Annotated in this window: 25 protein-coding genes, 1 tRNA gene and 1 pseudogene; 12 read left to right on the top strand and 15 right to left on the bottom strand. The window is 75.5% G+C overall.

Annotated features, from left to right (window positions below; translation table 11 throughout):
- Window positions 1–9 precede the first annotated feature (9 nt).
- A complete protein-coding gene (cobT, locus tag SM577_RS11895) occupies window positions 10–1,080 on the bottom strand; it encodes a nicotinate-nucleotide--dimethylbenzimidazole phosphoribosyltransferase (protein ID WP_474587062.1) in 1,071 nt (356 codons plus the stop codon).
- Entirely contained in the window at window positions 1,080–2,177 is a 1,098-nt protein-coding gene (gene cobC, locus SM577_RS11900; protein ID WP_474581931.1) for an Rv2231c family pyridoxal phosphate-dependent protein CobC, read from the bottom strand. Before cobC ends, cobT begins: the two co-directional genes overlap by 1 nt.
- A 122-nt stretch (window positions 2,178–2,299) precedes the next feature.
- Here cobC and SM577_RS11905 point away from each other — a divergent pair, with 122 nt between their 5' ends.
- Window positions 2,300–4,432: a transglycosylase domain-containing protein gene (locus SM577_RS11905; RefSeq protein WP_302919103.1), complete on the top strand. Its 2,133-nt coding sequence runs from the start codon at window positions 2,300–2,302 to the stop codon at window positions 4,430–4,432.
- Between the two features lie 118 nt (window positions 4,433–4,550).
- On the opposite strand, the gene SM577_RS11910 is transcribed toward SM577_RS11905, so the two are convergent.
- Window positions 4,551–5,120 carry a GNAT family N-acetyltransferase gene (locus SM577_RS11910; RefSeq protein WP_302919104.1) on the bottom strand — a complete coding sequence of 190 codons (570 nt, stop codon included), beginning with the start codon at window positions 5,118–5,120 and terminating at the stop codon, window positions 4,551–4,553.
- Window positions 5,117–6,508 carry a cobyrinate a,c-diamide synthase gene (locus SM577_RS11915; protein ID WP_474586899.1) on the bottom strand — a complete coding sequence of 464 codons (1,392 nt, stop codon included), beginning with the start codon at window positions 6,506–6,508 and terminating at the stop codon, window positions 5,117–5,119. The genes SM577_RS11910 and SM577_RS11915 overlap by 4 nt, the downstream gene beginning before the upstream one ends.
- A gap of 160 nt (window positions 6,509–6,668) precedes the next feature.
- On the opposite strand from SM577_RS11915, the gene SM577_RS11920 reads away from it, so the two are divergent.
- On the top strand, window positions 6,669–7,493 hold the full coding sequence (locus tag SM577_RS11920; RefSeq protein WP_302919106.1) for an SURF1 family cytochrome oxidase biogenesis protein: 825 nt from the start codon (window positions 6,669–6,671) through the stop codon (window positions 7,491–7,493).
- 34 nt (window positions 7,494–7,527) lie between these two features.
- On the opposite strand, the gene SM577_RS11925 is transcribed toward SM577_RS11920, so the two are convergent.
- The 4 genes and pseudogenes from SM577_RS11925 to SM577_RS11940 form a co-directional block, all read right to left on the bottom strand.
- Complete coding sequence (locus SM577_RS11925; protein WP_474586900.1) at window positions 7,528–9,111, bottom strand: ATP-dependent DNA ligase; 1,584 nt, start codon at window positions 9,109–9,111, stop codon at window positions 7,528–7,530.
- Between the two features lie 119 nt (window positions 9,112–9,230).
- A complete protein-coding gene (locus SM577_RS11930; RefSeq protein WP_109902554.1) occupies window positions 9,231–9,437 on the bottom strand; it encodes a hypothetical protein in 207 nt (68 codons plus the stop codon).
- A gap of 77 nt (window positions 9,438–9,514) precedes the next feature.
- Entirely contained in the window at window positions 9,515–10,867 is a 1,353-nt protein-coding gene (locus SM577_RS11935) for a dipeptidase (protein WP_302919659.1), read from the bottom strand.
- A pseudogene (locus tag SM577_RS11940) lies at window positions 10,857–11,565 on the bottom strand (uridine kinase family protein); the annotation flags it as partial. The gene SM577_RS11935 and the pseudogene SM577_RS11940, both read right to left, overlap by 11 nt.
- A gap of 228 nt (window positions 11,566–11,793) precedes the next feature.
- On the opposite strand from SM577_RS11940, the gene SM577_RS11945 reads away from it, so the two are divergent.
- Entirely contained in the window at window positions 11,794–12,195 is a 402-nt protein-coding gene (locus SM577_RS11945; protein WP_302919660.1) for a rhodanese-like domain-containing protein, read from the top strand.
- Between the two features lie 61 nt (window positions 12,196–12,256).
- Here the strand turns inward: SM577_RS11945 and SM577_RS11950 are convergent, their stop codons facing one another.
- The 4 genes from SM577_RS11950 to SM577_RS11965 all read right to left on the bottom strand — a co-directional run bounded on the left by SM577_RS11950 (window position 12,257) and on the right by SM577_RS11965 (window position 17,124).
- Entirely contained in the window at window positions 12,257–13,300 is a 1,044-nt protein-coding gene (locus SM577_RS11950) for a hypothetical protein (RefSeq protein ID WP_474581934.1), read from the bottom strand.
- Window positions 13,301–13,435: 135 nt separating this feature from the next.
- Window positions 13,436–14,986: a cobyric acid synthase gene (locus SM577_RS11955; protein WP_474586901.1), complete on the bottom strand. Its 1,551-nt coding sequence runs from the start codon at window positions 14,984–14,986 to the stop codon at window positions 13,436–13,438.
- Window positions 14,983–15,984: a cobalamin biosynthesis protein gene (locus tag SM577_RS11960; RefSeq protein WP_474586902.1), complete on the bottom strand. Its 1,002-nt coding sequence runs from the start codon at window positions 15,982–15,984 to the stop codon at window positions 14,983–14,985. Before SM577_RS11960 ends, SM577_RS11955 begins: the two co-directional genes overlap by 4 nt.
- A gap of 276 nt (window positions 15,985–16,260) precedes the next feature.
- Complete coding sequence (locus SM577_RS11965; protein ID WP_474586903.1) at window positions 16,261–17,124, bottom strand: single-stranded DNA-binding protein; 864 nt, start codon at window positions 17,122–17,124, stop codon at window positions 16,261–16,263.
- Between the two features lie 432 nt (window positions 17,125–17,556).
- On the opposite strand from SM577_RS11965, the gene SM577_RS11970 reads away from it, so the two are divergent.
- Complete coding sequence (locus SM577_RS11970) at window positions 17,557–17,982, top strand: HPF/RaiA family ribosome-associated protein (protein WP_474581938.1); 426 nt, start codon at window positions 17,557–17,559, stop codon at window positions 17,980–17,982.
- A 101-nt stretch (window positions 17,983–18,083) separates the two neighbouring features.
- Window positions 18,084–19,133: an alpha/beta hydrolase gene (locus SM577_RS11975; RefSeq protein ID WP_474581939.1), complete on the top strand. Its 1,050-nt coding sequence runs from the start codon at window positions 18,084–18,086 to the stop codon at window positions 19,131–19,133.
- A 31-nt stretch (window positions 19,134–19,164) separates the two neighbouring features.
- Here the strand turns inward: SM577_RS11975 and SM577_RS11980 are convergent, their stop codons facing one another.
- The gene (locus SM577_RS11980) at window positions 19,165–19,857 is read right to left on the bottom strand and encodes a hypothetical protein (protein ID WP_474586904.1); all 693 of its coding nucleotides are present in this window, start codon (window positions 19,855–19,857) and stop codon (window positions 19,165–19,167) included.
- A 168-nt stretch (window positions 19,858–20,025) separates the two neighbouring features.
- Here SM577_RS11980 and SM577_RS11985 point away from each other — a divergent pair.
- A tRNA-Arg gene (locus SM577_RS11985) sits at window positions 20,026–20,098 on the top strand.
- Window positions 20,099–20,228: 130 nt separating this feature from the next.
- On the opposite strand, the gene SM577_RS11990 is transcribed toward SM577_RS11985, so the two are convergent.
- The gene (locus SM577_RS11990; RefSeq protein WP_302919661.1) at window positions 20,229–20,570 is read right to left on the bottom strand and encodes a winged helix-turn-helix transcriptional regulator; all 342 of its coding nucleotides are present in this window, start codon (window positions 20,568–20,570) and stop codon (window positions 20,229–20,231) included.
- Window positions 20,571–20,636: 66 nt separating this feature from the next.
- On the opposite strand from SM577_RS11990, the gene SM577_RS11995 reads away from it, so the two are divergent.
- From SM577_RS11995 to SM577_RS12010, 4 genes are all read left to right on the top strand, one after another.
- Window positions 20,637–21,071 (top strand): YybH family protein, encoded by a 435-nt coding sequence (locus SM577_RS11995; RefSeq protein ID WP_302919116.1) that lies wholly within the window; start codon window positions 20,637–20,639, stop codon window positions 21,069–21,071.
- Window positions 21,072–21,339: 268 nt separating this feature from the next.
- Window positions 21,340–21,744 carry a RidA family protein gene (locus SM577_RS12000; protein WP_474586905.1) on the top strand — a complete coding sequence of 135 codons (405 nt, stop codon included), beginning with the start codon at window positions 21,340–21,342 and terminating at the stop codon, window positions 21,742–21,744.
- 46 nt (window positions 21,745–21,790) lie between these two features.
- On the top strand, window positions 21,791–22,288 hold the full coding sequence (locus SM577_RS12005; RefSeq protein ID WP_302919118.1) for a DinB family protein: 498 nt from the start codon (window positions 21,791–21,793) through the stop codon (window positions 22,286–22,288).
- A gap of 219 nt (window positions 22,289–22,507) precedes the next feature.
- On the top strand, window positions 22,508–23,608 hold the full coding sequence (locus SM577_RS12010; protein ID WP_474586906.1) for a PLP-dependent cysteine synthase family protein: 1,101 nt from the start codon (window positions 22,508–22,510) through the stop codon (window positions 23,606–23,608).
- A 75-nt stretch (window positions 23,609–23,683) separates the two neighbouring features.
- Here the strand turns inward: SM577_RS12010 and SM577_RS12015 are convergent, their stop codons facing one another.
- Window positions 23,684–24,556 (bottom strand): alpha/beta fold hydrolase, encoded by an 873-nt coding sequence (locus tag SM577_RS12015; RefSeq protein WP_474586907.1) that lies wholly within the window; start codon window positions 24,554–24,556, stop codon window positions 23,684–23,686.
- Window positions 24,557–24,783: 227 nt separating this feature from the next.
- Here SM577_RS12015 and SM577_RS12020 point away from each other — a divergent pair, with 227 nt between their 5' ends.
- Together SM577_RS12020 and SM577_RS12025 are read left to right on the top strand one after the other, a co-directional pair.
- On the top strand, window positions 24,784–25,398 hold the full coding sequence (locus SM577_RS12020; RefSeq protein ID WP_474581942.1) for a DinB family protein: 615 nt from the start codon (window positions 24,784–24,786) through the stop codon (window positions 25,396–25,398).
- A 40-nt stretch (window positions 25,399–25,438) separates the two neighbouring features.
- Entirely contained in the window at window positions 25,439–26,248 is an 810-nt protein-coding gene (locus SM577_RS12025; protein WP_474586908.1) for a class I SAM-dependent methyltransferase, read from the top strand.
- Window positions 26,249–26,307 lie beyond the last annotated feature (59 nt).

Raw genomic sequence — 26,307 nt, forward strand, 5'->3', positions numbered from 1 at the left:
CCAGCGCGTTCACTTCTCGGCCACCCCGGCGGAGTCGAAGGTGGCCACCTCGTGCAGCACCCGGACCGCGCCGGTGACCACCGGCAGCGCGAGCAGCGCGCCGGTGCCCTCGCCGAGGCGCAGCCCGAGGTCGATCAGCGGGTCGAGACCGAGCCGGCGCAGCGCGACGGTGGCGCCCGGCTCGGCGGAGCGGTGTCCGGCGACCATCGCCCCGGTGGCGTCCGGCGCGAGGGCCGCGGCGGCGAGCGCGGCGGAGACCGCGATCACCCCGTCCAGCAGCACCGGCGTGCGGCGGGCGGCGGCGCCGAGGATCAGCCCGGCGAGCGCGGCGTGCTCCAGGCCGCCGACGGCGGCCAGCACGCCCAGCGGGTCGGCCGGGTCGGGCCGGTGCCGGCGCAGCGCGTCCCGCACCACGTCGATCTTGCGCTGGTACGTCGGGTCGTCCACCCCGGTCCCCCGGCCGGTCGTCTCCGCCGGGTCGATCCCGGTGAACGCGGCGATCAGCGCGGCGGCCGGGGTGGTGTTGCCGATGCCCATGTCGCCGGTGAGCAGGATGCCCGCCCCGCCGTCGATCAGTTCGCCGGCCACCCGGATGCCGGTCTCCACCGCGGCCCGGGCCTCGTCGCGGGTGAGCGCGGCGGTCACCGCCAGGTCCCGGGTGCCGGCCCGGACGTTCGCCGCCACCAGCCGGGGCGCGCCGGCGTCGCTCGCCGGGGCGGCGGGCACCGGGGTGGCCACGCCGACGTCGACCACGGTGACCGAGGCGCCGGCCTGCCGGGCGAACGCGTTCACCACCGCCCCGCCGGCCAGGAAGTTGCCGATCATCTGGGCGGTGACCTCCTGCGGCCAGGGGGTCACCCCCTGGGCGTGCACGCCGTGGTCGCCGGCGAAGATCGCCACGGCGGCCGGCTCGGGCAGCGGCGGCGGGCAGGCCCCGGCCAGGCCGGCGAGGCGTACCGAGAGCTCCTCCAGGGCGCCGAGCGAACCGGCGGGCTTGGTCAGCCGGCCCTGCAGGTCGCGGGCGGCGGCCATCGCCGGCTCGTCCAGCGGCCCGATCGCCGCGATCGTGGTCTCCAGCATCATGCCTCCAGGATCCGCGCCAGTACCTCGGTGAACGCGTCGGTGGTGGCCGGGTCGCGGACGGCGACCCGCAGCCAGTCGGGGCCGAGGCCGGGGAAGGTGTCGCCCCGGCGTACCGCCCAGCCGCGCTCCCGCAGGGCGGTACGCACGGCGGTGGCGCCGGGCAGGTGGACCAGCACGAACGCGCTGGCCGGGCGGCCGGCGACGCGTACCCCCGGCAGTGCCGACAGGCGGGCGACCAGGTGGTCGCGGTCGGCCGCGAGCCGGGCGGCGATGGCGCGCTCGGCCTGGACCGCGGCGGGGCCGGCGCAGGCGGACGCGGCGGCCAGCGCCGGCGTGGAGACCGCCCAGAGCGGCTGGACGGCGGCGAGCCGGTCGAGCAGCTCGGCGGCGCCGAGCAGGTAGCCGATGCGCAGCCCGGCCAGCCCCCAGGTCTTGGTGAGGCTGCGCACCACCAGCAGGCCGGGCAGGTCCCGCCGGGCGGCCAGCGACTCCGGCTCGCCGGGTACGCCGGGCGCGGCGGTGGTGTCGGCGAACGCCTCGTCGACCACCAGCACCCGGCCCGGGCGGGCCAGCGCGGCCAGGTCGGCGGCGGGGTGCAGCACCGAGGTGGGGTTGGTGGGGTTGCCGATCATGACGAGGTCGGCGTCCGCGGGCACCCGGGCCGGGTCGAGCCGGAAGTCGTCGGCGGGGTCGAGCAGCACCCGGTCGACCCGGTGGCCGGCCGCCCGGAGCGCCGCCTCCGGTTCGGTGAACTGGGGGTGCACCACGACCGGCCGGCGGACCCCGCGCAGCGCCTGGGCGAGCAGCACGAAGCCCTCGGCGGCGCCGGCGGTGAGCAGCACCTCGGCGGGCGGGCGGCCGTGCCGGGCGGCGACGGCGGCCCGGGCGGGCGCGGGGTCGGGGTACCGGGCGAGGTCGGCCAGCGACGCGGCGATCGGCTCGGCCAGCCAGGCCGGCATCGGGGCGCGGCGGACGTTGACGGCGAGGTCGACCAGACCCTCGCCCACCTCCGCGTCGCCGTGGTGGGCGAGGTCGGGCTCGTGGGCGGGGTCGGGCCCGACGCCGGTGGGCGCCCCGATCGGCTGACCGCGCATGACCGCGATCCTGCCGGGAAGCCGGCCCACGGGACAGCGTGTCCGGGCGTGGGGCGCGTCACCACCGGTGGCGTTCATGAATACTTCTCATGGATGAATCGGAAATGTCATAACTTGGCCGTGTGAGCAACCGACCCCTTGCTGCCGCTGGTCGTCTCCTTCCCCTCCTCCGCGCCGGGCTGATCGCCGGCATCGTGGTCGCCGCCGTGGCGTATCCGGTGGCCGCCGCCACCGGCATCGGCGCCAAGGTCACCGCGCACGCGCTGGAGCACAAGACCAAGATCCTGACCAGCGCGTTGCCCGCCGAGACGTCGTACCTGTACGCGCCGGACGGCCGCACCGTGCTGACCATGTTCTACGAGGAGTACCGGCAGTACACCAAGCTGTCGGACATGTCGCCGAACATCCAGCAGGCGATCGTCGCGGCCGAGGACTCCCGCTTCTACCAGCACCACGGCGTCGACCCGAAGGGCGTCGCCCGCGCCTTCGTGGCCAACGCCCGCTCCAGCGGCGTCTCCCAGGGCGCCTCGACGCTGACCATGCAGTACGTCCGGATGGCGCTGCGGGACAGCGCGAAGACCCCGAAGGAGGTCCAGGAGGCCACCCAGCAGACCAGCCTGCGCAAGATCCGCGAGATGCGGATGGCGCTCGACCTGGAGAAGGAGCTGAGCAAGGAGGAGATCCTCGAGCGCTACCTGAACTCGGCGTACTTCGGCCACCGCGCGTACGGCATCTACGCGGCCAGCGAGATCTTCTTCTCCAAGACCCCGAAGGACCTCAGCCCGGTCGAGGCGGCCACCCTCGCCGGCCTGGTCAAGTCCCCGTCCGAGTACGACCCGGCCAGCTCGGACCAGAAGGACGCCACCGCCCGGCGCAACTACGTGCTGGACCGGATGGCCCAGCTCGGCTACCTCTCGCCCGACGACGCGGCGCAGGCCAAGAGCGAGCCGATCCGGCTCAAGCTGAGCTACCCGCCGAACGACTGCGCCTCGATCCCCGAGAAGTGGAACAGCTGGGGCTTCGCCTGCGACTACCTGAAGAACTGGTGGAGCGCGCAGCCCGCGTTCGGGGACAACCGGCTGGAGCGGATGGACAAGCTGCGCCGGGGCGGCTACCGGATCGTGCTGAGCATGGACCCGAAGATCCAGGAGGCGGCCGAGAAGAACGTCGGCGCCAAGGAGAACACCGGCAGCCCGTTCGCCAACGGCATCGTGGTCTCCGAACCGGGCACCGGGCGGGTGAAGGCGATGGCGGTGAACCGGACCTACTCGCTGGACCTGGCCGAGAACCCGCCCAGCTCCAACCCCGAGGCCGACCCGAAGATGAAGGCGAACTACCCGAACACGGTGGCGCCACTGCTCGGCGGCGGCGACCTGCCGGGCTACCAGGCCGGATCGACGTTCAAGATGTTCCCGATGCTGGCCGCGCTCAACGCGGGCATGCCGCTGTCCACCTCGTTCAACGCCCCGCACCGGTACCGCTCGGAGGTCTACGACGGCTGGGCGCCGTCCAACGCCAGCGGCGCGATGTCCGGCACCCAGACCATGTGGTCCGGCTTCGGCAAGTCGGTCAACACCTACTTCGTCTGGCTGGAGGAGCAGGTCGGCGCGGACAAGGCGGTCCGGCTGGCCGAGCAGCTCGGGCTGCGCTGGCGTACCGACGTGGACCGGGAGCAGGCGTCCCCGGACAAGGCGAAGAAGTGGGGCGCGTTCACCCTGGGCGTCTCCGACGCCACCCCCCTGGAGATGGCCAACGCGTACGCGGCCATCGCGGCGGACGGGCGGTACTGCGAGGCGATCCCGGTGCAGTCCATCCACAACCGGGACGGCACGCCGACCACGTACCGGACCGCCGGCGGGATCGAACGCGAGGTCGCCAAGCCGCGCTGCCGGCAGGTGGTGAGCGCGGACGCGGCCCGGGCCGCCACCGACGCCGCCCGCTGCCCCACCGGCGACACCCCGGCCCGCGGCAGCTGCGGCGGCTGGTCGACGGCGGACAGCGTGCGGGGCACGGTCGGGCGGCCGGTGGCCGGCAAGACGGGTACCACTGACAGCACCCGGTCCGCCTGGTTCGTCGGCTACACCCCGGAGCTGGCCGCGGCGAGCTTCATCTCGGACCCGGACAACCCGTTCAACGCGGTCGGCGACGGCCAGTCGCAGATCCCGATCGCCGCGGTCGCGGAGACCCTCCGCGACGCCCTCAAGGGCAAGCCGACCCGCCAGTTCACCCCACCCTCCGACCGCATGGTCGGCTGACCACCTCGGGGCCGGGTCGGCCACGGGGTCCGAGCCCGAGACCGCCCGGCCCCTCGACCACGGCGGCGGGCCCGCCTGGCCCGCGACCACGGCGGCGCCGGCCGGCCCGGCGGCGGGGTCAGTGGAGGTCGGCGGTCACGAAGGACCAGACCTCCAGGTCGACCCGGCCGCCGCGGGCGTAGCCGGCGTTGCGGAGCAGGCCCTCGTAGCTGAAGCCGGCCTTCTCGGCCACCCGGCGCGAGGCCAGGTTGCCCGGCGCCACCCGCAGCTCGACCCGCTGGAAGCCGTGCTCCAGGATCAAGGCGATGGCCAGCGCGTCGACCGCCTCGGCGGCCAGGCCGAACCCGCGGGCGTGCGGCGCCATCGCGTAGGAGATCTCGGTGCACCGGGCACCCCAGTCGGTACGCCGGGTCCAGAGGCAGCCGACCACCCGGCCGTCCTCCCGGCGGACCACCCCGTAGTGGTCCCCGTCGCCGCTGTCCCGCCGCTGCCGGGCCAGGTCGGTGCACCAGGCGTGGCCGTCGATCTGGCCCGTCGAGTCGGCCAGCGGCAGCCAGCGCTGGGTCTGCTTGTCGGCGAAGACCTCGTCCGCCGCGGGCGCGTCCGCCGCCGCCAGCTGGCGCACCTCGGTACGCGGGGTGGAGACGGTCAGCGCCGGGAACCGGCGGATCGCCACCTGACCGATCACGCCGGCACCCCGCCGGGCCGGGCCCCCTCGGCCGCCGGCTCCGCCGCCGCGGCGGTCACCAACCGGGCGGCGATCGCCGGATCCGCGGCCCAGTGCACCACCAGCTGCGAGGCGTGCACGCCCCGCCAGACGAAGCCCTCCGGGGAACCGCCCGACCAGCTCCAGACCGGACGCTGCCCGGCCCGCGGGGTGAGCACCGCCCGGTGCGCCTTGTGCCCGGCCACCACGGCCCCGGCCGGCGCGACCACGCTGCCGGTCACCGCGGTCGCCTCGCGGTAGCCGACCACCATGCCCTCCCGGCTGGCGCCGACCGCGTCGAGCACCCCGCACATCGGCAGCCCGTCCAGCTCCCGGGCCAGCCAGAGCAGGCCGGCGCCCTCGGCCACCACCGGCCGGCCGGTGCGGGCCAGCTCGGCGACCGCTATGCAGAGCCGGCGGTTGGCGGAGAGCTGCTCCGCGTACGACTCGGGCAGGCCGCCGCCGACCACCAGCGCCCGGCTGCCGGCCGGCAGCGCCTCGTCGCGCAGCGGATCGAGCGTGACCACCTCGGCCCCGGCCGCCCGCAGCAGCTCGGCGGTCTCGGCGTGGCTGTAGCTGCCGCCCGGCCCGCCGGCGAGCGCCACCACCGGGCGCTCCCCCGCCGGCGGCTCGCCGGCCGGGTTCGGCGACCAGGGCGCGGCGGGCAGCGGCGGGGCGGAGCGGGCCAGCCCGAGCAGCCGGTCCAGGTCGACGGTGGCGGCGACCGCCTCGCCGAGGCGGCGCACCGCCCGGGTGGCCTCGCCGGAGCCGGACAGCGCGGGTACGGCACCCAACCGGCGTGCCGGCAGCACCGGGGGCAGGTCCTGGCGGCGCAGCGCGCCGTAGACCGGCACGCCGATGTCGTCAAGCGCCTCGCGCAGCAGCGCCTCGTGCCGGGCCGAGGCGACCCGGTTGAGGATCACCCCGCCCAGCCAGATCTGCTCGTCGTACGACCGGAAGCCGTGCACCAGCGCGGCCACCGACTGCCCGATGGCGGCCACGTCGACCACCAGCACGACCGGGCTGCGCAGCGCTATCGCGACGGCTGCCGTCGACTCGGTCTCCGGGCGGCCGGCGAGGCTGTCGTAGAGGCCCATGCTGCCCTGCACCAGAGCGAGCGCGGCCCCGGCGGCGCCGTGCCCGAGCAGGGGGGCGATCCGGTCCGCGCCGACCAGCCGGGGGTCCAGGTTGCGCCCGGGCCGCCCGGCGGCGAGCCCGAGGTACGCCGCGTCGACCTGGTCCGGGCCGACCTTGAACCCGGCGACCGCGTCGCCCCGGTCGGCGAGTGCGGCGAGCAACCCGATCGCCAGCGCGTTCTTGCCGTGCCCGGAGGACGGCGCGCTGAGCACCAGGCGCGGCACCACGGTCATCATCGACTCCCTCGCGGCGGCGGGTACGCGGCCACGGACCGCAGCCGCGGCCCGCCCGCGTGACGATAGCCGAACCGCCGCGCGGGCGAGCGCCGCGCGACGGACGGGTCGCGGCGGCACCCGGTCCGGCGCGGGTGGCCCGGGTCATACGGGTAGCCTCGTGGGGGTGTACCGGTTCCTGCTGACGCCGCGCTGGCTGGGCATCCTCGCGCTGACCCTGGTGGCCGCGACGGTGATGGTGCTGCTCGGCAACTGGCAGCTGGACCGCTACCGGGGTCGCACCGAGATCAACGAGCGGATCGACGCCGGCCTGCGGATGGCCCCGGTGCCGCTGCGGGAGGCGGTGCCCGCGCCGACCGGCGGCAGCGGCACGGCCGGCCCCGCGCCGGCCGAGGAGAAGACCTGGACCCGGGTCACCGTGACCGGCCGGTACGACACCGCGAACGTGGTCCTGGTCCGTGGCCGGACGGCGGAGAACCGGGTCGGCTTCGAGGTGCTCACCCCGCTCGTCCTGGCCGACGGCACGGCGGTGCTGGTGGACCGGGGCTGGATCCCGCCGGCCCCGGGTGGCGCCGTCGCCCAGCCGCAGGTGCCGGCCGCCCCGCCCGGCGAGGTCACGGTGGTGGGCCGGGTGCACGCCAGCGAGAGCGGCTCGGTCGGGGTGTCCCGGCGCGAGGGCCGGCTGGAGACCCGGCGGATCGGCGTCCCCCAGCTCGCCCGCGAGCTGCCCTACCCGGTGCACGGGGCGTACCTGCTGCTGGACGAGCAGACGCCGGCGGCCGACCCGGCCTTCGTGGCGGTGCCGGTCGGGCACGCCAACAACTGGCAGAACTTCGGCTACGTCGTGCAGTGGTGGCTCTTCGCCGGGATGACGCTGTTCGGCTACGTCTGGGTGGCCCGCCGGGAGGCCCGCCGGCTGTCCGGGGCGGCGCCGCGGCGGCCGGTCGACCGGGCCGCCGAGCCCGCCCCGAGCACCTCGGCCTGAGCGGCACGCGGGGTTCCGCCCGGCGGGCCGGGCGTCAGCCGGTGGCCCGGCCGGCGTGGATGGCGCGGACCGCGTCGATGGTGTCGGCCTCGGCGGCGGTCTTGTCGTCGCGGTAGCGCACCACCCGGGCGAAGCGCAGGGCCATGCCACCCGGATAGCGGGAGCTGGTCTGCACCCCGTCGAAGGCGATCTCGACCACCTGCTCGGGCCGGACCCGCACCACCCAGTCGCCCTTCTCCACGGCCAGGTCGAGGAAGCGCTCGGTCTGCCAGCGCAGCAGCTCGTCGGTGAGGCCCTTGAACGTCTTGCCGAGCATCACGAACTCGCCGGTGCGCGGGTCGCGGGCGCCGAGGTGCAGGTTCGACAGCCAGCCGGTGCGCCGGCCGCTGCCCCACTCCACCGCGAGCACCACCAGGTCGAGGGTGTGCCGGGGCTTCACCTTCACCCAGGCGGAGCCGCGCCGGCCGGCGTCGTAGGGCGCGTCGGGCGACTTGACCACGACGCCCTCCTGGCCGGCGTCGACCGCCGCGGCGAACGCCGCGCCGGCCCGCTCCGGCCCGTCGACCTCCATCCGCCCGACCAGCAGCGAGGCGTCGACCGCGCCGGCCAGCGCGGCCCAGCGCTCCCGGCCGGGCAGGTCGATCAGATCCGCGCCGTCGAGGTGCAGCAGGTCGAAGAAGTACGGGGTGAGCACCGGCTGGCCGGTGGTCTCGGCGGCGGCGAGCACCGCCGGGGCGACCGGGGTGCGCCCGGTGGTGCTCGGGGTGGTGCGCCGGGCGGCGCGGCTGGCGGTCTCCTGGAACGGCAGTGGCCGCCCGGCCGCGTCCAGCCCGATGGCCTCGCCGTCGAGCACCAGCTCGCGACCGGGCAGCGCCCGGACGGCGGCGACCACCTCGGGCACCCGGGTGGTGATGTCGTCGAGGCTGCGGCTGAACACGGCGATCTCCGACCCGGAGCGGTGCACCTGGATCCGGATGCCGTCGAGCTTGACGTCGACCACGGCCGGCGTGCCGGTCGCGGCGAGCGCCTCGTCGACCGAGGGTGCGCTCTGCGCCAGCATCGGCGCCAGCGGGCGCCCGACCCGCAGGCCGAAGGTGGCCAGCGCCGGGGCGCCCCCGGTGAGCGCGGCCACCGCCACGGCCCGCAGGTCACCGGCGAGCAGCAGGGCCCGCCGGACGGCGGTGAGCGGCACCTCGGCCGCCCGGGCCACCGCGTCGGCGAGCAGCCCCGCCTGGGCGCCCTGCCGCAGCTCGCCGCCGAAGAGCGCGGTGAGCAGGCGTTGCTCGTCGGCGGTGGCGGCGGCGAAGAGCCCTCCGAGCAGCGCCCGACGCCGGGCCTGCGAACCGGGACCGTGCACCGCGGCGATCTCGTCGATCGCCGCGTCGACAGCGGCCACGGTCAGCGTGGGCTGCTCGGCGGCGGGCGGCAGGTCGCGCAGGCTCGCCCAGCCCACCCCGGTCTGCCGCTGGCGCAGCTCGCCGGCGAGCCAGCCGGCGCCGGCCGCGATCTCCGCCGGGTCGAGCCGGCGCAGGGCGTCGGCGAGCAGCTCCACCTTGGCGCGCCGGCCGCTGGTGGCGGCGACGGCGGCGGAGGTGGCTGCCAGGTCGATGAACCGCACGGATTCATCCTGCCAGCCACCCCCGACACCACCGCGGCATTGCCGTGCCCGGCCGGCGCGGCCCCCAGGACCAATCGCCACGCCGGCCGGGACACCCACCGCGCGGACCGGCGGGCCGGTCAGGCCGAGACGGGCTCCTCGATGCGCAGGCCGCGGGCACGGACCTCGTCGGCGACCCGGGAGAGCACCGCGTCCAGCGCGACCAGGGCGGCGGAGAGCTCGCCGAGCTGTTCCTTGAGCGTGTCCTCGGGCCACGCGGAGACGTCGACGTCCCCCAGAGCGCTGACGGCGGCCCCCAGCCGGGCCATCACCTCGTTCGTACTCATGTTCGAAAGGCTATAACAGCCCGGCGCCCGACACACCGCAAACTCCCACATCAACCGGGAAGTTACGGTTCCGACGCCTACCGGCCCTTCGTGCCCGCCTCGGCCACCTTGGCCAGCAGCAGCGTCTCGGCCAGGCAGACCCGCGCGAACTCGCCCAGGTGCAGGCTCTCGTTCGGGCCGTGCGCCCGGGCGTGCGGGTCCTCCACACCGGTCACCAGGATCGCCGCCTGCGGGAACATCTCCTGGAAGGTGGCGATGAACGGGATCGACCCGCCGACGCCGATGTCCACCGGGTCGGTGCCGTCCCAGGCGGTGCGGAAGGCCGACCGGGCGGCGTCGAACATCGGACCGGCGGCGTCGATGACGCACGGGAAGCCGTCGTGCTCGAAGCTGACCTCCACCCGCGCCCCCCACGGCACGTGCTTCTCCAGGTGGGTGCGCAGCGCCGCGTACGCCCGCTTGGGGTCGTCGCCCGGCGCGAGCCGGATGCTCAGCTTGGCCTTGGCCGCCGGCACCAGGGCGTTCGGCGCCTCGCCGGTGGCCGGCGCGTCGATGCCCAGCACGGCCAGCGCCGGCTTGGTCCAGAGCCGGTCGGTGATCCGGCCGGTGCCGATGAACGACACGCCCTCGACCAACCCGGCCTCGGCGCGGAACCGGTCCTCCGGGTAGTCGACCGTGGCGCCCTCCCGCCCGACGAGGCCCTCCACCGCCACGTCGCCGGCGTCGGTGTGCAGGGTGGCCAGCAGCCGCACCAGGGTGGTGAGCGCGTCCGGCACCGCGCCGCCGAACATCCCGCTGTGCACCGCGTGGTCGAGCGTGCGCACCTCGACGAAGCAGTTCACGATGCCGCGCAGCGAGGTGGTCAGCGCCGGTACGCCGATGTCCCAGTTGCCGGAGTCGGCGATCACGATGACGTCCGAGGTGATCTCCTCGCGGTGCTCGGCGAGCAGCCGCTCCAGCGAGTCGGAGCCGTACTCCTCCTCGCCCTCGATGAAGAGCACCACGCCGACCGGGAGGGCGTCGCCGAACGCGCGCAGCGCCGCCACGTGCGCCATGATCCCGGCCTTGTCGTCGGCGGCGCCGCGACCGTAGAGGCGGCCGTCCCGCTCCACCGGCTCGAACGGGTCGGACTCCCACAGCGACAGGTCGCCGACCGGCTGCACGTCGTGGTGGGCGTAGAGCAGCACCGTCGGCGCACCGGGCGGGGCCGCCTTCTTCCCGATCACGGCCGGTTGCCCGCCGGAGCGCACGATCTTCACGTCGAGGCCGCAGCCGCGCAGCAGCTCGGCCACCGCCTCGGCGGAACGCTCGACGTGCGAGTGGTCGAAACCCTCGAACGCGATGCCGGGGATACGCACCAGGCGCTCCAGGTCGGCGCGGACGCCGGGCAGTTCCCGCTCGACGGCGGCCCGCAGGTCGGACTCGGACATGGTCGGTGTGGTCATGACCGGCATCGTATGCCGGCCTTACCGGCCCGCACCGCCCGAGGCGGTGCCGACGCTGGTCAGCGCAGCCGCTGGTAGTAGCGGTCACGGTCGTGCGGCAGCCTCGGCGCCCCGTCGACCACCAGGTCGGCCCGCGCCCGGGTGCGGTCGGCGGCGAAGTGCGCCCGCTCGCCGGCGTGCCAGCGGCGCAGCTCCGGCAGGATCTGCGCGCCGTCGCGCTCGACCGCCCGGGCCAGCCGCAGCGGCGCCGGGGCGGTGACGAAGACGGCGAGCGTGAGGTCCGGCCGGGCGGCCGCCCGGGCCGCGCTCACCCCCTCGACGAGCAGCACCGGCGTCACCGGCACCGGCACCGGACGCGGCAGGAAGCGCTGCCGTACCCAGCTGTACCGCTGGTAGGCGCCCGGCCGGCCGGCGCGCAGCGGCGCCAGCACGCACGCCTCCAGCCGGGGCCAGAAGGTGAGCTGGTCGGCCCAGCCGTCGAGCAGGTCGTCGGTGTGCACCACCGGTGGTCGCCCGCCGCCGGGGAGCGCGGCGAGGGCGTCCGCGAGACGCGCCGCGAAGAAGCTCTTGCCCGCGCCGCTGGGCCCGTCGACGGCCACCAGCCGGGTCCGTCCCAACCGCGCCGGCGCGGCCAGCACGCGGCGGGCCAGTTGGGCGTACGCCTCGACCACGACCACCGCCACCCGCCGACGGTAACCGGCCCCGCGGGCCGGCCCGCCGCCCGGGCCGGCGGCCCCCGGTTCCCGGCCGGCGTCGGTGCCGGTGCGGACCGCGGTGCCGGCGGCACGGTGCGGATCGCGGTGGCGGTGGCGCGCGGGTCGCCCGTTCGGGCGGTCGTGGCACGGACCGGGGCCGTTCCCCGGCCGGACGCCCGGACGGGACGGGATGATCGGCTGGTGTCCCACAGCGTGATGAGTCCGGGCGTCGACGCCCTGCTGGAACAGGCCCGCGCCGGGGTACGCCGGCTGACCCCGCACCAGACCGTCGAGGCGGTCCGCACCGGGGCCCTGCTGATCGACACCCGCACCGAACGGCAGCGGCAGGAACAGGGCGAACTGCCCGGCGCCATCGTCGTCGACCGCACGGTCCTGGAGTGGCGGTTGGACCCGGCCAGCGCCTGGCGGATCCCCGAGGCCACCGGGTACGACCTGCGGATCGTGCTGGCCTGCCGGCACGGCTACAGCTCCAGCCTGGCGGTGGCGAGCCTGCGGGCGCTGGGACTGCACCGGGCCACGGACATGATCGGCGGGGTGCAGGCGTGGCTGGCCGCCGGGCTGCCGATGTCCGACCGGCCGGCCGACGTCCGCTACTGACCGGATCCCCGGCGGCGGTGCGGCTCGGCTCGGCGGGTCCGCCGGCTCTCGCCGCCGGGGGTCAGTCGCCCACCGGGTTTCCGGCGGGTGCGACCCTGGCGAGCCAGGCCGCCGCGTCGGCGGCGCCGAGTTCCCCGTCCACGGCCAGCGAGCCGCGCACGGTCGGATACCGGCGGACGTTCTCCCAGCTGCGGGTGTAGGACGGCGGATCGAGCACGACGACCCGGACTCCGTCCAGCAGCGGGATGTCGGCCGGGAGTCCCTCGTTCCAGATCCACGCGCCGTGGCCGTCGACCAGGTTGAAACTGCCGGTCACCAGGCCGCCGAACCGCTCCGGTGGCGCGTCGGTGGCGACCGCGACCCACGCCGGGTCGACGGTGAGCCCCTCGATCCGGCCCGGTTCGGCCAGCGCTGCGGCCAGCAGCGTGTGCAGCTGGAAGTTGTCACCCACGCCGTCGACGGTGACCCACCAACCCCGCCCGGTCTCCCGGTGCAGGACGAGCAGCCGCTCGGCGTCGAGCAGTCGCAGCAGCCCGAGCATGCAGTCCAGGTCGCCGCGGACGTCGGCCAGCCCGCTGCCCAGCTCCCGCAGCCGGGCCCGGTGCGGGAACGTCTCCCGCAGGGCCGTCGAGTGCTGCAGCAGCGTCGTCGCCGGCATCGCCCAGTTGCCGGCCGAGAGCCAGCCCAGCGCCGCCCGGAGGGCGCCGCCCTCGTCGTCGCCGGCCGCGGTCATCGCGGCGACCGCCGGCTCCAGCGCGGCCGGGTCACCCGGCTCGGGCAGTTCCTCGTCGGGGTGGACCCGTTCCCACCCGGCCCGGAACCGCTCGGCCTCGGTGAGCGCGTCCAGCAGCCCGTCGGCGACGGCGCGGACCAGCGGGTCCGGTCGGGCCCCGAGCTCCACCAGCGCGCCGCAGAGCACCGCGAACTGCCCGCCCGCGCTGATGCCCAGCTCGGGCAGGAGCGCGACGCAGCGGGACAGCGTCTCGTCCAGCTCGGCCGGCGTGGCCTGCTGGGCTGCCTCCCACAACCGCGGTACGGCCTCGGTCATCCGGGCACTGTCGTGCGCCCGCACGGCCGCCTCCACCTCGGCGCAGCGATCGGTCAACTTTCCGGAACCATTCAAGAACACCGGCGCACTCTAACGATCCCGCCGCCGCGGTGGTGTCCCGTCGGCGTCCGCGCCGGCCGTCGCCGCCCTGGTCGCCGCCCCGCCGGCCACCGCCGGTCGCCACCGGGCCGGTCAGTGGTCGGTGCCGGGTGGCGCGCCGGGCGGGACGAACGGCAGGCCGGGCGGCGGGCCGGACTCGACCAGCCGCCAGAGCGCCTCGGTGTCCAGGTGCTCCTCGACCAGGTCGCCGAGCAGGTCGAGGGAACGTTCCCGGGCGGCCGCGAACGCGGTGTCCGGCGCGACCCGGAAGCCGTGCCGGCCGGCCAGCCGGGCGGCCTCGGTGAGGAAGCGCCGGCGGAACTCGTCGGACTCGAACGCGCCGTGCCAGTGGGTGCCGTGCACGGCGCCGACGACGGCCCCCTCCCCGGTGCCGTCCGCGTAGGTCAACAGCGGGGTCAGGGCGGGGTCGGCCGCCGAGACGTAGCCGTGGTGGATCTCGTAGCCGCGCACCGGCACGCCGGGGCCGGCCGTGCCGGTGGACTGCCGGACGGTCTTGCGCGGGTCGAAGGTGATCTCGACGGGCAGCAGGCCCAGGCCGGGCACGCTGCCCCGCCGGCTCTCCACCGGGTCGTGGATCGCCCGGGCCAGCATCTGGAAGCCACCGCAGATGCCGAGCAGCGGCTTGCCCGCCGCCACGTGCGCCAGCACGGCGTCGGCGAGCCCGGTCTCCCGCAGCCAGGCCAGGTCGGCCACTGTCGACTTCGAGCCGGGCAGCACCACCAGGTCGGCGGCGGCCAGCTCGGCCGGTTCGACGGTCAGCCGGACCCGTACGCCCGGCTCGGTGGCGAGCGCCTCGACGTCGGTGGCGTTGCTGATCCGGGGCAGCCGGACCACTGCCACGTCCAGCCAGTCGGTGCCGTGCGGGGCGGCCGGCCGGCCGAGCACCCGGCCGTAGGCGAGGGAGTCCTCCGCGTCCAGCCACAGGTCGAGCGACCAGGGCAGCACCCCGTACGTCGGGCGGCCGGTGACCCGGCGCAGCATGTCCAGCCCGGGCTGGAGCAGCCCGCGGTCGCCGCGGAACTTGTTGATCACGAAGCCGGCGATCAGCGCCTGGTCGGCCGGGTCGAGCAGGGCCAGGGTGCCGAACATCGAGGCGAAGACGCCGCCCCGGTCGATGTCGCCGACCACGATGGTTGGCAGGTTGGCGTGCCGGGCCAGCCCCATGTTGACGTAGTCGCCGCCGCGCAGGTTGATCTCCGCGGGGCTGCCGGCGCCCTCGCAGACCACCACGTCGTAGCTGGCCCGCAGGTCGGCCAGCGCCGCGTACGCCGTCTCGGCGAGCCGGGGCCGCAACTGGCGGAAGTTGCCGGCGGTGACCGTGTCGACCGCCTCGCCGAGCAGCACCACCTGACTGGCCAGGTCGCTGCCGGGCTTGAGCAGCACCGGGTTGAACCGCAGGTCGGGGGCGAGGCCGCAGGCGGCGGCCTGCATCGCCTGCGCCCGGCCGATCTCGCCGCCCCGGCCGTCCGGCCCGACCACCACCGCCGAGTTGTTGGACATGTTCTGCGCCTTGAACGGCGCCACCTTGACACCCCGGCGGTGCAGCCACCGGCAGATGCCCGCGGTGAGCACGCTCTTGCCGGCGTCCGAGGTGGTGCCGGCGACCAGCAGCCCCCCGCTCACGACGCGCTCCCCCGCCCGCCGCCGAGGACCCGGCGCCCGGCGGCGCTCACCAGCCGACCCACGGTCAGCGGGTACGCGACGGCCAGCCCCAGCGCGGCCAGCCCGACCGCGCCGGAGATCCGGGCCGCCCGCTTCAGGTGCCGGCCCTCGGGGCGGGGCCCGTCACCGAGGAACGGGCGCACCTCCGAGCGCCCGAAGTAGACGTTGCGCCCACCCAGCCGCACGCCGAGCGCGCCGGCCATCGCCGCCTCGCACTGCCCGGCGTTCGGGCTCGGGTGGTCGTTGCGGTCCCGGCGCCAGACCCGCCAGGCCCGGTCCCGGTCGCCGTGCCCGCTCGGTGCCAGCGCGACGGTGAGCAGCCCGGTCACCCGCGCGGGGACCAGGTTGAGCAGGTCGTCGAGGCGGGCGGCCGGGGTGCCGAACCGGGCGTAGCGCGGCGAGCGGTGGCCGACCATCGCGTCGAGGGTGTTCGCCGCGCGGTAGCCGAGCAGCCCGGGCAGCCCGGCGACCGCGCCCCACAGCAGCGGGGCGACCACCGCGTCGGAGGTGTTCTCGGCGACCGACTCGACCGTGGCCCGGGCCAGTTCGGGCTCGTCGAGCGCGGACGGGTCCCGCCCGCAGAGGTGGCCGAGCCGGTGCCGGGCCGCCGGCAGGTCACCGTCGCGCAGCGCCCGACCCATCACGGTGGCCTCGTGCCGCAGGGTGCGCCCGCCGAGCACGGTCCAGGTGCCCGCGGCGACCAGCACCGCCCGGGCCACCGGGTGGCGTCGGGTGGCGATCGTGGCCGCCGCACCGAGCAGCACCGGCGCGCCGACCGCCAGCGCCGCGAACGCGGCGCCGGCCGACCGGTCCGGTCGGTACACCCGCCGTTCCAGGGCGCCCGCGGCGCGGCCGAAGCCGGCCACCGGATGCCACCGCCTCGGGTCGCCGAGGAGCGTGTCCAGGGCGTATCCAGCGGCCAGTCCCACCGCGTTCGCCACCGGCGCAGCCTGCCGCACCCGTCACCACCTCCGGCCGGCCAGCCTAGACCAGGCCCACGCTCCCATCCCCGCCCCGCACACCCGCACGGCACGCTCCCGCCGCACGCGACCTCCCGCGCTCGGACCGCGACTTCCGGAACGGTGTGGTGTCCGGCGGCGCCGGGCACCACTACGTGCCGGAAGCTGAGCGTTCCCGGGCTGGGCGGGCGGCGCGGAGGTGCGGCCGAAGCGGGGTGGCGACGGCGGACCGCCGGCACTCCGCCCCCGTCGTCGGGACACCTCCGCGCCCGGCGCTCACGCCGGCTGCGGCACCCGGCCCCGACCCCGTCGACCGCGCCCGCCGGGGGCCGTCTCCGGTGCCTGCGGCGCCGGCCCCAGCTCGCCGTCCGCCGTCTCGGCCGCGCCGCCCAGCGGCGCCAACTCGTCGGCGTCACCGGCCAGCCCGTCGTCCGCGCCCAGCGGCCCCGTACCGCCCGTGCCGCCGCCCAGGCCCTCGACGGTCAGCTCCACGCTGTCGGCCGCCGGACCGTCGGCCGTCGACCCCCCGTCGCCGAGTCCGTCGTCATCGTCGTCCGCCCGCTCGTCGAAGGGGTCGAGCGGGCCGGCGAAGGCGGCGTCGGCCGGCAGGTCGCGACCGGACCGCGGGGCGGCGAAGCCGGGCAGCTCGAAGTCGTCGTCGAGCGGGCGGTCGTCCGGCCGGACCGGAGCCTGGCCGGTCGGCACCGGCTCGGTCGGCTCGCCGTGCACCCGCTGCTCCGCCTCGGCGTCCTCGACGGTGCTGGTGGTCAGGCTGGGCCGGTTGCGCAGGAAGCGGCCCCGGCCCCGGGACAGGTCGTGCCCGACCGCGACCGCCTCCAGTTCGTAGAGCGTGCGGTGGTTGCCGGCGTCGTCGGTCCAGTCGCGGGTGTAGAGCCGGCCGCAGACCACCACCGGGTCGCCGACCATGACCGAGGCGGCCACTCCCTCGGCCAGCTTGCGCCAGCAGTTGACGCGGACCCGCAGGCTGTTGCCGTCGACCCAGCGGCCGCTGTCGCGGTCGAGCCGGCGGGCGGTCGAGGCGACCTTGAAGTTGGCCACCAGGGTGTTGCTCTGGGTGGTCCGGCGCCACTCCGGCGCGGTCAGCACGTTGCCGACGATCGTGACGTACGTGTCGAACATCGTCCCTCCAGGGGAGATCGGGCTTGGCTTGGCGAGTCGACTCGTGCCGAGCCTGGGCCGGCGGCACCCCCGACGCCAGCCCGTGCCGCCGGCCTGTGGACAGCCCGACCGGCTGTGGACAACGCCCTGATCAAGCAGCCGATGTGCTACGTCACCCCACCGGTCGCGCTCGACCCGGCGTGCGCCCGCCCGGGCACGCCACCCGCCGTCGATCAAGGGTCGAGCGGCCCGGGTCCGACGCCCGCCCGGCCCTGGGCCGGCGGTGATCACGGCCGGAGGATCGAGGTGCGACAAGCGTCGCGTTCCGGACGGGACCCGGCTGGGTAGGGATTTGATCAACCGCACCGCCGACAGCACGACGTCGAACGAAAGGGTCAGCGCCATGATGACGACCACCACCCGTTCCGCCCACGTCCTCGGCCAGGTGCGGCGATGAGCGCCGTCGCGAACCCCGCCACGGTGGCCGAGTGCCTGCGCGTCGGCGCCGGGTTCTCCCAGGGTGACCGGAACTGGATCGTGGAACAGTTCGCCACCCTCGACGCCCGGCTGGCCGCCTTCCACGCCGACGCCACCGAGCTGGAGGTGTCGGTGAAGGACCGGGACTCCCGGGGTCAGAAGGTCACCCTGGAGTGCTGGATCGCCGGCCGGCAGAAGATCGTCACCACCTCGGCCGAGGAGGACCTGCGGGCCGCGCTCAACGACGCCCGCGACGACCTGCGGCGACGGCTCAACGACGCGAAGACGAGGCAGGAGCCGCGGCACAACAAGCACGTGCGGGAGATCGGGCAGCCGGCCCAGCGGGCCGGGGAACCGGCGGGCGACGTCGACCCGGCCCGCGCCGACGCGGAGACCGCCTGAGGCGTACGCCTCCGTGTCCCCGTCCGTCGGTGCGGGCGGACGGGGACGCGGACGCACCGCAGGGCTACCGCCGGGTAGCTTCCGGGCGTACCGTCACCGACGTGGAACCGGACGTGCTGGGCCCGCCGTACGAGCGGCAGACGATCGACCTGGGCACCGACGACGAGGGGCCAGTGGTGGCCACCCTGGTCCGCCGCCGGGCCGACCGCCCCACCGGGCGCGCCGTGCTCTACACGCACGGCTTCACCGACTACTTCTTCCAGGCCCACCTCGGCCACTTCTTCGCCGAGCGGGGCTGGGACTTCTACGCGCTCGACCTGCGCAAGCACGGCCGCAGCCTGCTGCCGCACCAGACCCCGAACTTCTGCCGCGACATCGCCGACTACTTCCCCGAGCTGGACGCCGCGGCGAGGATCATCCGCGCGGACGACGGGCACGACACCCTGCTGGCCATGGGGCACTCCACGGGCGGCCTGGTCATGCCGCTCTGGGCGCACGCCCGGCGGGACGCCGGGATCATCGACGGGGTCTTCCTGAACAGCCCGTTCTTCGACCTGAACGCCCCCTGGCTGCTGCGCCGGCCGGTCGCCGCGGCCGCCGCGCGGCTGGGCCGCCGGGTGCCGCGCCGGGTCCTGCCGTTCGGGCTCGGCACCGTCTACAGCGAGACGATCCACGCCGACCGGCGCGGCGAGTGGCAGTACGACCTGGAGTGGAAGCCGCTCGCCGGGTTCCCGGTCCGGGCCGGCTGGCTCAACGCGATCCGCACCGGCCAGCGGCAACTGCGCGCCGGGCTGGACATCCAGGTACCGGTGCTGCTGGCCTGCTCGACCCGCTCGTTCAAGGGCACCCGGTGGCACGAGTCGGCCGCGCTCGCCGACGCCGTGCTGGACGTCGAGCACATGGTCCGCTGGGCGCCCCGGCTCGGCCGGCACGTGACGGTGGCGCGCTTCGACGGCGGCATGCACGACCTCACGCTCTCCGGCCCGGCCGTACGGGAGAAGGTCTTCGCCGAGGTGGGCCGCTGGGCCGAGGCGTTCCTCGGTGCCGGACCGACCGACGTACGCCCGACGCCCGGCGACGCCGGCGTGCCCGGCGGCCGGCGACCGGCGGACGAACCGGACCCGGCGGACGCGACCGCGCAGGGCGGCTGACCGCCCGGGCGGACCGCCGGATCCGGGTGGCTCAGGCGGCGCCGGGTGCCGCCGGGATGGCGGCCCGGATCCGGTCGAACGTCGCCACCGGGTGCCCGCCCACGGTGGCCGGCAGCACCAGGCCCAGGCAGTGCAGCGCGACCTCACCGGCGGCGTCGGCCTGCACGCCGAAGACCGGCGCGCCGACGTAGCCGGGCGGCAGCTCCGTGGTGATCCGGACGGCGTCCCCGGCCCGCACCACCCGCTCGATCGCCACCTCCAGCGGCCGGGATCCGTCCTCCCGGACCCCGTTGGCCAGCACGAACGCGGACCCCGGCGCCGCGCCGATCCGGGTCACCACGTCCGAGCCGGCCGCGACGCCGTCGGTCACCTGCTGGGTACGCCACCGCCAGCCGGCCCGCCGCGCGTCCTCGTGCAGCCCGGCGGTGGGCAGGATCGCGACACCGATCTCGGTCCGGTGCAGCCACGACTCCGGCGCCGGCACGACGTCGCCGGCCGCCCCCGCCGGCTCGGTCAGGCTCGCCCGCAGGCCGAGTTCACCCAGCGGCGCGTCGGTGAGCGCGTCGGCGGTCAGCAGGTACTCCCCCACCGGGTCACGGAAGAAGAACGCGGTGCCCGCGGTCGCCGGGACCTGCCCGATCCCACGGAACGGCAGGATGGCGCGCCCGACGAGCTGGCACAACTCGTAGGCGACCTCGTTCTCGGCATCCGGGTCAAGCAGCACGAGGCCGAGGGTACGGACCAAAGGCGCCGCGGTGGGCGGCGGGCCGGAATCCGGGTGCCACCGGTCGGCAGCACGTGCGACGCTGATCCGCGGCGTGACCAGCCGGGCACCCGTTCCACCGCTGCCGGCGGGGGCGGCGGTACCCTTCTGGCGCGACGACCGCACCATGCGCCCGTAGCTCAGCGGATAGAGCAGGGGACTTCTAATCCCAAGGCCGCAGGTTCGAATCCTGCCGGGCGCGCCTCCACTTCCCAAAGTTGATCGGCTCGCGTGGGTGGCTGGCCCGGCCTGCCCGCTGATCCGAGGAGCGTGGCGGACCCGCTCTCACCCGCCTCGCCTCCCAGCTGGCACCCGCGGACGTTCATCGCCCGTCATGCCCGCTCGCGCAGCAGCGCGTCCCCGGTCCGGTAGAGCTCGACCAGCAGCGGGCGCAGCTCGGTACCGGCACGGGTGAGGCGGTAGCAGGTGCTCGGCGGGAAGGTGCGGGAGCGGTCACGCTCGACCAGGCCCTGCCGGGTCAGCGCCGCGAGCCGCTCGCTGAGCACCTTGGCGCTCAGGTCGGGCAGCGCCGCCTGAAGCTGGCCGAACGATCGGGGGCCGTGCATCAACTCCCGCAGCACCAGGGTGGCCCACCGGCCGCTCACCGCGGCCAGGGCGACCTCGACGGGGCAGCCAGGCTCCGGCCGGCGGGTCGCGCCGCGCTGGTCCGGCACCAGGTCGCGAGCCCAGCCGCCGCTCACCGTTTGGTTACCTGCGCGAGCAGCACCTTGACTGTCAGCATGTCTTCCGATCTCCACACCCACTCCACGAGTGTCCCGCTCAGCGACAGCGCGGCCCAGCACCCGTCGGTGTTCGCCCGCGCCTTCAACTCCGGGGACGTCGCGGCGGTCGAGCAGGTCTACGAACCTGGAGGCCTACTGGTCACCGTCCCGGGCCAGCCCGTCACCGGTGCCGCCCGGATCGCGGCCAACCAGCGCTTCCTCGACCTCGGGCTCCCCATCGAGGTGCGGCCCCGGCACGTCTACGTGGCCGACGATGTCGCCCTGCTCATCGTGGACTGGACCATTGACGGCACCGATCGCGACGGCCGACCCGTGCACATCGAAGGCACCGCCACCGATGTCGCCCGCCGCGGTCCCGACGGCCGCTGGCGGTACGTCATCGACAACCCGTTCGGCACCGCCGAGCCGGAGATTCACCACGGTCAGCGGTAGCGCACCTACGTCCCGGCCCCGGTGCCGGTGGTGCTGCTGACCAGAGCGACCGTAGGGCCGGTGAAGCGCTGCCTGGAGAGGATCTCCTCGTCGGGCCGGCGCCAGACCGTCCAGCCTCCCCGGGCGGGGACAAGGTGGAGCGTCCTACCGGAGGTACGACCTTGGCCCCGTCCGGGAAGGCGGGTAGCCCTTGTGGTGCCCGTCGAGGTGCGTACCCAGGGTTGGCCCAGCTCCGTTACTGGCTGTGTCCGGTCGTAGAGTGCTCGCCATGGCGCACATCGAACTCGCTACGCCAGAGACGCTCCCGCAGCCCAACGGCTACAGCCACGTGGCCACCATCGGCCCGGGCAGCCGGCTGATCTGGACGTCCGGTCAGGTGCCCATCGCCGCGGACGGCACCGCGGCACCCGCCGGGGACTGGGCGGCTCAGACCCGCCAAGCCATGCGGAACGTCGGTGCCGCGCTGACCGCCGCGGGCGCGACGTGGGACGACGTCTTCAAGCTCACCTTCTACGTCGTCGATACCTCGGCGCTGGCCACCGTACGGGCGGTACGGGACGAGTTCGTCAACGTGGAACGGCCGCCGACCAGCTCACTGGTCCAGGTGGCGGGCCTGTTCCGACCGGACCTCCTGATCGAGATCGAGGCGGTCGCGGCGATCGCCGAGCACTAGGCCAGCTACCGGTTGCCCACCGGCGGCGGTCTGGGATGCTTCGCCCATGCCTTCCTTCCCGCCCACCTTCGCCGACCAGGTCGTCGCACTGCCAGCCCGGGCCCAGTTCGAGGCGTTCCTCGACGAGCACCGCGGCGCGCTCAACGGCTGCCTGGACGGGCTGACCGAGGAACAGGCGCGCCGGTCGCTGGTGGCCTCCCGGACCACGCTGCTGGGTCTGGTGAAGCACGCGACCTTCGTCGAGAAGGTCTGGTTCGACGAAGCCGTCACGGGCCGGTCGCGCGCCGAGATCGGCATCCCCGCGTCGTCGGAGGAGTCGTTCGTCCTCGATGACGACGACACGATCGCCACCGTCCAGGCGGCACACCGCGAAGCCTGCGAAGCATCCCGCCGGGCGACCGCGTCCCTGGAGCTGGACGACATCCTGCACGGGCACCGGCGCGGCCCGGTTCCGCTGCGGTGGGTGTACCTCCACGTGCTGCGCGAACTCGCCCAGCACTGTGGGCACGCGGACATCCTTCGAGAGCAGCTTCTCGACGAGTAGTGGCGGATCTCGACCGGCCATCCGGTCGATCACGCAGGCTGCCGGCGCCGCCGCCATTCCTACCCGACCGCGCTGACCAGCGGCAAACCGATTACGCAGGTCAGCCGCCCGCCACACCGGCGGCGGACCCACCCGTCGAGTGGGTGCGCACAGGTCGCCACGCGCCGCGAGCCCTACGATGAGGTGCACGCGTTGATCTTCACCAGCACGGGGGCCACTGTGACCGATCCTGGCGACTCGACGCAGGCCGGAATGCGCCGGTGGGCGCAGCAGGCGTTGGCGCGGCTCCGCGCCGAAGCCGCCGCCGAGCCGCCCATCCCGTTGCGCCGCTACCCGCTGCCGCAGTCGTGGGGAATCCCGCTGTACTTCCGGGACGAGTCCCTGCGTCCCACCGGAAGCCTCAAGCACCGGGTGGTCCGGCGGCTCGTGGAGGACGCGGTCGCCCGGGGCGACATCCGGCCGGGCATCACTGTCGTCGCGGCAACCGCCGGAAACGCCGCGGTCGCCACCGCCTACTTCGCCCAGCTGATCGGCGTGGCGTTCGTCGCCGTCGTGCCGGGGAAGACGGCGCCGGCCAAACGAGCGCGGATCGAGCGGTACGGCGGCCGCTGCCACCCGTTCGATCCGCCCGCGGCCATCTACGACGAGGCCGTCCGGCTCGCCGCCGAGCTCGGTGGTCACCACCTCGACCACTTCGCCGCGGCGGCGCAGGCGGAGGACTGGCGCGCCCCGGACAGCGTCGGGGCGGCCCTGTTGGCGCAGGTCCTGGAGCAGGAGGGCCGGGCGCCGGCGTGGACGGTCGTGGGTGCCGGCACCGGATCGACCAGTGCCACGGTGGGACGCCACATCCGCTACCACGGCTACCCCACCCGCCTCGCGCTGGTGGACCCGGAGAACTCGGCGTACTGGCCGAGTTGGGTCACCGGCTACGACGGCTACGGCACCGGAATGCCGTCCCGGATCGAGGGCATCGGCCGACCCCGGGTCGAGCCGGCGTTCCTGCCCGGGGTCATCGATCTGGCCATGCCCGTACCGGACGCGGCGAGCCTCGCCGCGATGCGGCACCTGGCGGCGACCACCGGATGGTCGGTGGGCCCCTCCACGGGCAGCAACTTCTGGGGCGCGCTGCGCATCGCCCACCGCATGCGCGAACAGGGCGAATCCGGCAGCATCGCCACGTTGATCTGCGACGGCGCCGACGCCTACCGCGGCACCTACTACGACGACGGCTGGATCCGGGAGAGGTCACTCGACCCGGGCCCGTACACCGGGACGATCGACCGTTTCCTCACCGCCGGCCGGTGGATCGAGCCCTCCTGACCGGGCCCGCCCGGTGCGCGGATCGGTCGTGATCCGCGCACCGGGCGACCACCGTCGGCGGCAGGGGGTTTCCCGTCAGTCGTCGCCGTCGAGGACCGCGCGCAGCCTGCGGGCGAACGCCTCCGGCTGGCCGGCGTAGCCGAACTCGCCGCCGAGGAAGCCGCCGTGGTGGCTGGGGAACACGCTCGGCCGCTGGCCGAGCAGCTCGGCGGTGGCCACCGTGGTCCGTCCGGTGAGGACGCCGGCGGACTCCTCACCGACGGCGACCACGATGCGGGTCGGTGCCGCGGCCAGCGCCTCCAGGTCCGGGCGATAGCTGCTGACCGCCCAGGACCGGTCCGACAGGAGCGGATCGTCACGCGAACCGTCGTCCTCACTCGGCATCCCGAACTGGCCCGGGTCCGGCGCGGGCTGGGCGAAGTAGTCGGCGGTGAACTCGCCCTGCCAGGAGGTCATGGCGATGAAGGCCGCCATGCCCGCGTTCGATCCCTTGGCCTGGTACACGTCCCGGATGTCGGCGCGGGCGCGCTCGGCCGCCTCGGCGTCGGGCAGCAGCGAGAGGAGGGGTGGCTCGTGGGCCACCAGGGTGGTCACATCGTGGGGATAGGCCGCCACCAGCGCCAGCGCGGTCACCGCGCCGCCACTGCTGGCGAACATCTCGACCGGCCCGACGCCCAGCGCCTCGATGACGGCGTGCACGTCGGCGGCCTGGACGGTGGGCGCGTGGTCGACCCGGCCGTCCTTGCGGCGGCTGCGGCCGAGGCCGCGCGGGTCGTAGGTGACCACTGTGCGGTCGGGCAGGTACGAGGCCAGGGTGGCGAAGCCGGCGGCCTCCATCGGCTGACCGATCATGAACAGCGGTGGGCGTCCGTCGGCGGTGGGCAGCGGGCCGCGCACGTCGTAGACGATGTCGGCCTCGGCGGTCTCCAGCGTGTGCGTGTTCGTCATGACGGTGTTGACCCCTCCCGCGGTGGAAACTCATCGGACCCGGCGCCCACGCGCCGGTATCGGTGTCCCGGTCCGGCCCCGCCGCACCATCGCCGGCCGGCCAACCGACTCGCGGCGCGAACCGTCAGGGACGTTACGCGCTCGACCCGAGTATGGCGGCCGGTCGCCGGGGACGGTGCCGGTCGCGAGCCGGGCGAGGGTCGCACCCCGGGCGTAACGTGCCCGGTATGGACGTCGACTGGAACCACGAGCTGGTCGAGCAGCTCGACTGGCACTGGCGTCAGCAGGCCCGGCCGCGCCTCGACGGGCTGACCGACGCCGAATACCACTGGGAGCCGGTGCCGGGCTGCTGGGGCGTACGGCCACGCGGCACGAGCAGCGCGCCGATGGCGGTCGGGCAGGGCGACCACCTGATCGACTTCGCGGTCCCCGAGCCCGACCCGCCACCGGTCACCACGATCGCCTGGCGGCTCGGCCACGTCATCGTCGGCGTGTTCGGCGCCCGCAACGCCGCCCACTTCGGCGGCCCGCCGGTCGACTACGGCTCCTTCCCGTACGCCGGCACGGCCGCCGCCGCGCTGCGCCAACTCGACGAGGCGTACGACCGCTGGCTCGACGGCGTGCGCGGCCTGGGCCACGACGGGCTGGCCCGGCGGTGCGGCCCGGCCGAGGGCCCCTACGCCGACCTCCCGCTGGCGTCGCTGGTGCTGCACATCAACCGCGAGGCGATCCACCACCTCGCCGAGGTCGCCCTGCTCCGCGACCTCCACGCCCACCGCGACGCGACCGGCGCGGGTACCCGCGACGGTGACGCCGGCCGGCCGGGGAGCGCGCGAGGGTAAACCGGGTGACGGGTCGACCGGGCTCGTCCACCATCGACGGATGCCGGAGCACCGACCTGCCGAGCCCGACGTCGTGCGGTACTACACCGACGTCTTCGTCGAGGCGGACCGGCTGTCCCGGTCGCCGCACGGACGGCTGGAGGCGCTGCGTACCCGCGACCTGCTGGCCCGGCTGCTGCCGGCGGCACCGGCAACCGTGCTCGACGTCGGCGGCGGCCCCGGCGCGCACGCCGGCTGGCTGGCGGACGCGGGTCACCGGGTGCACCTGGTCGACCTCGTTCCGGCGCACGCGGCGGCGGCCCGGCAGGCGTGCCCGGCGGTGACCGCGACGGTCGGCGACGCCCGCCGGCTCCCACTGGCCGACCGGTGCGCCGACGCGACCCTGCTGCTCGGGCCGCTCTACCACCTCACCGACCGCGCCGACCGGATCGCCGCACTCGGCGAGGCGCTGCGGCTGACCCGGCCGGGTGGCCTGGTGGTCACCGCGACGATCAGCCGGCACGCCCCGCTGCTGGACCTGATACGGCAGGGTCGGGTCGACGACCGCACCCGTCCCGCCCTGCTCGCCGCCTACGCCTCCGGCGTCAACGACCCGGTCTCCGGTTTCACCACCGCCTACTTCCACCGCCCGGCGGAGGTGGTCGACGAGTTCCGGGCCGCCGGGCTGCCCCGGCCCGAGCTGTACGGCATCGAGGGTCCGCTCTGGCCGCTGCTGCCGCTGGCCGGCCGCCCGGAGGCCGACGGCACGCTCTTCGCCGAGGTGCTGCGCTGCGCGGCCCTCTTCGAACGCGACCCCGAGGTGCTCGGCACCAGCGCGCACCTGCTGGCCGCGGCGCGGACGCCGGCATGATGACCGAGCAGCGACACGCCGCACACTGAGGGTCACCCCGCCGAAAACGCGTGTTATTC

The organism is Micromonospora desertarenae (assembly GCF_056150265.1).

Excerpts from the sequence above, each read along its gene's own strand:
- cobT (WP_474587062.1), bottom strand. The coding sequence starts at position 1,080 with ATGCTGGAGACCACGATCGCGGCGATCGGGCCGCTGGACGAGCCGGCG.
- cobC (WP_474581931.1), bottom strand. The coding sequence starts at position 2,177 with ATGCGCGGTCAGCCGATCGGGGCGCCCACCGGCGTCGGGCCCGACCCC.
- SM577_RS11915 (WP_474586899.1), bottom strand. The coding sequence starts at position 6,508 with ATGACCGTGGTGCCGCGCCTGGTGCTCAGCGCGCCGTCCTCCGGGCAC.
- SM577_RS11930 (WP_109902554.1), bottom strand. The coding sequence starts at position 9,437 with ATGAGTACGAACGAGGTGATGGCCCGGCTGGGGGCCGCCGTCAGCGCT.
- SM577_RS11935 (WP_302919659.1), bottom strand. The coding sequence starts at position 10,867 with ATGTCCGAGTCCGACCTGCGGGCCGCCGTCGAGCGGGAACTGCCCGGC.
- SM577_RS11945 (WP_302919660.1), top strand. The coding sequence starts at position 11,794 with ATGAGTCCGGGCGTCGACGCCCTGCTGGAACAGGCCCGCGCCGGGGTA.
- SM577_RS11965 (WP_474586903.1), bottom strand. The coding sequence starts at position 17,124 with ATGTTCGACACGTACGTCACGATCGTCGGCAACGTGCTGACCGCGCCG.
- SM577_RS11970 (WP_474581938.1), top strand. The coding sequence starts at position 17,557 with ATGAGCGCCGTCGCGAACCCCGCCACGGTGGCCGAGTGCCTGCGCGTC.
- SM577_RS11995 (WP_302919116.1), top strand. The coding sequence starts at position 20,637 with ATGTCTTCCGATCTCCACACCCACTCCACGAGTGTCCCGCTCAGCGAC.
- SM577_RS12000 (WP_474586905.1), top strand. The coding sequence starts at position 21,340 with ATGGCGCACATCGAACTCGCTACGCCAGAGACGCTCCCGCAGCCCAAC.
- SM577_RS12005 (WP_302919118.1), top strand. The coding sequence starts at position 21,791 with ATGCCTTCCTTCCCGCCCACCTTCGCCGACCAGGTCGTCGCACTGCCA.
- SM577_RS12015 (WP_474586907.1), bottom strand. The coding sequence starts at position 24,556 with ATGACGAACACGCACACGCTGGAGACCGCCGAGGCCGACATCGTCTAC.
- SM577_RS12020 (WP_474581942.1), top strand. The coding sequence starts at position 24,784 with ATGGACGTCGACTGGAACCACGAGCTGGTCGAGCAGCTCGACTGGCAC.
- SM577_RS12025 (WP_474586908.1), top strand. The coding sequence starts at position 25,439 with ATGCCGGAGCACCGACCTGCCGAGCCCGACGTCGTGCGGTACTACACC.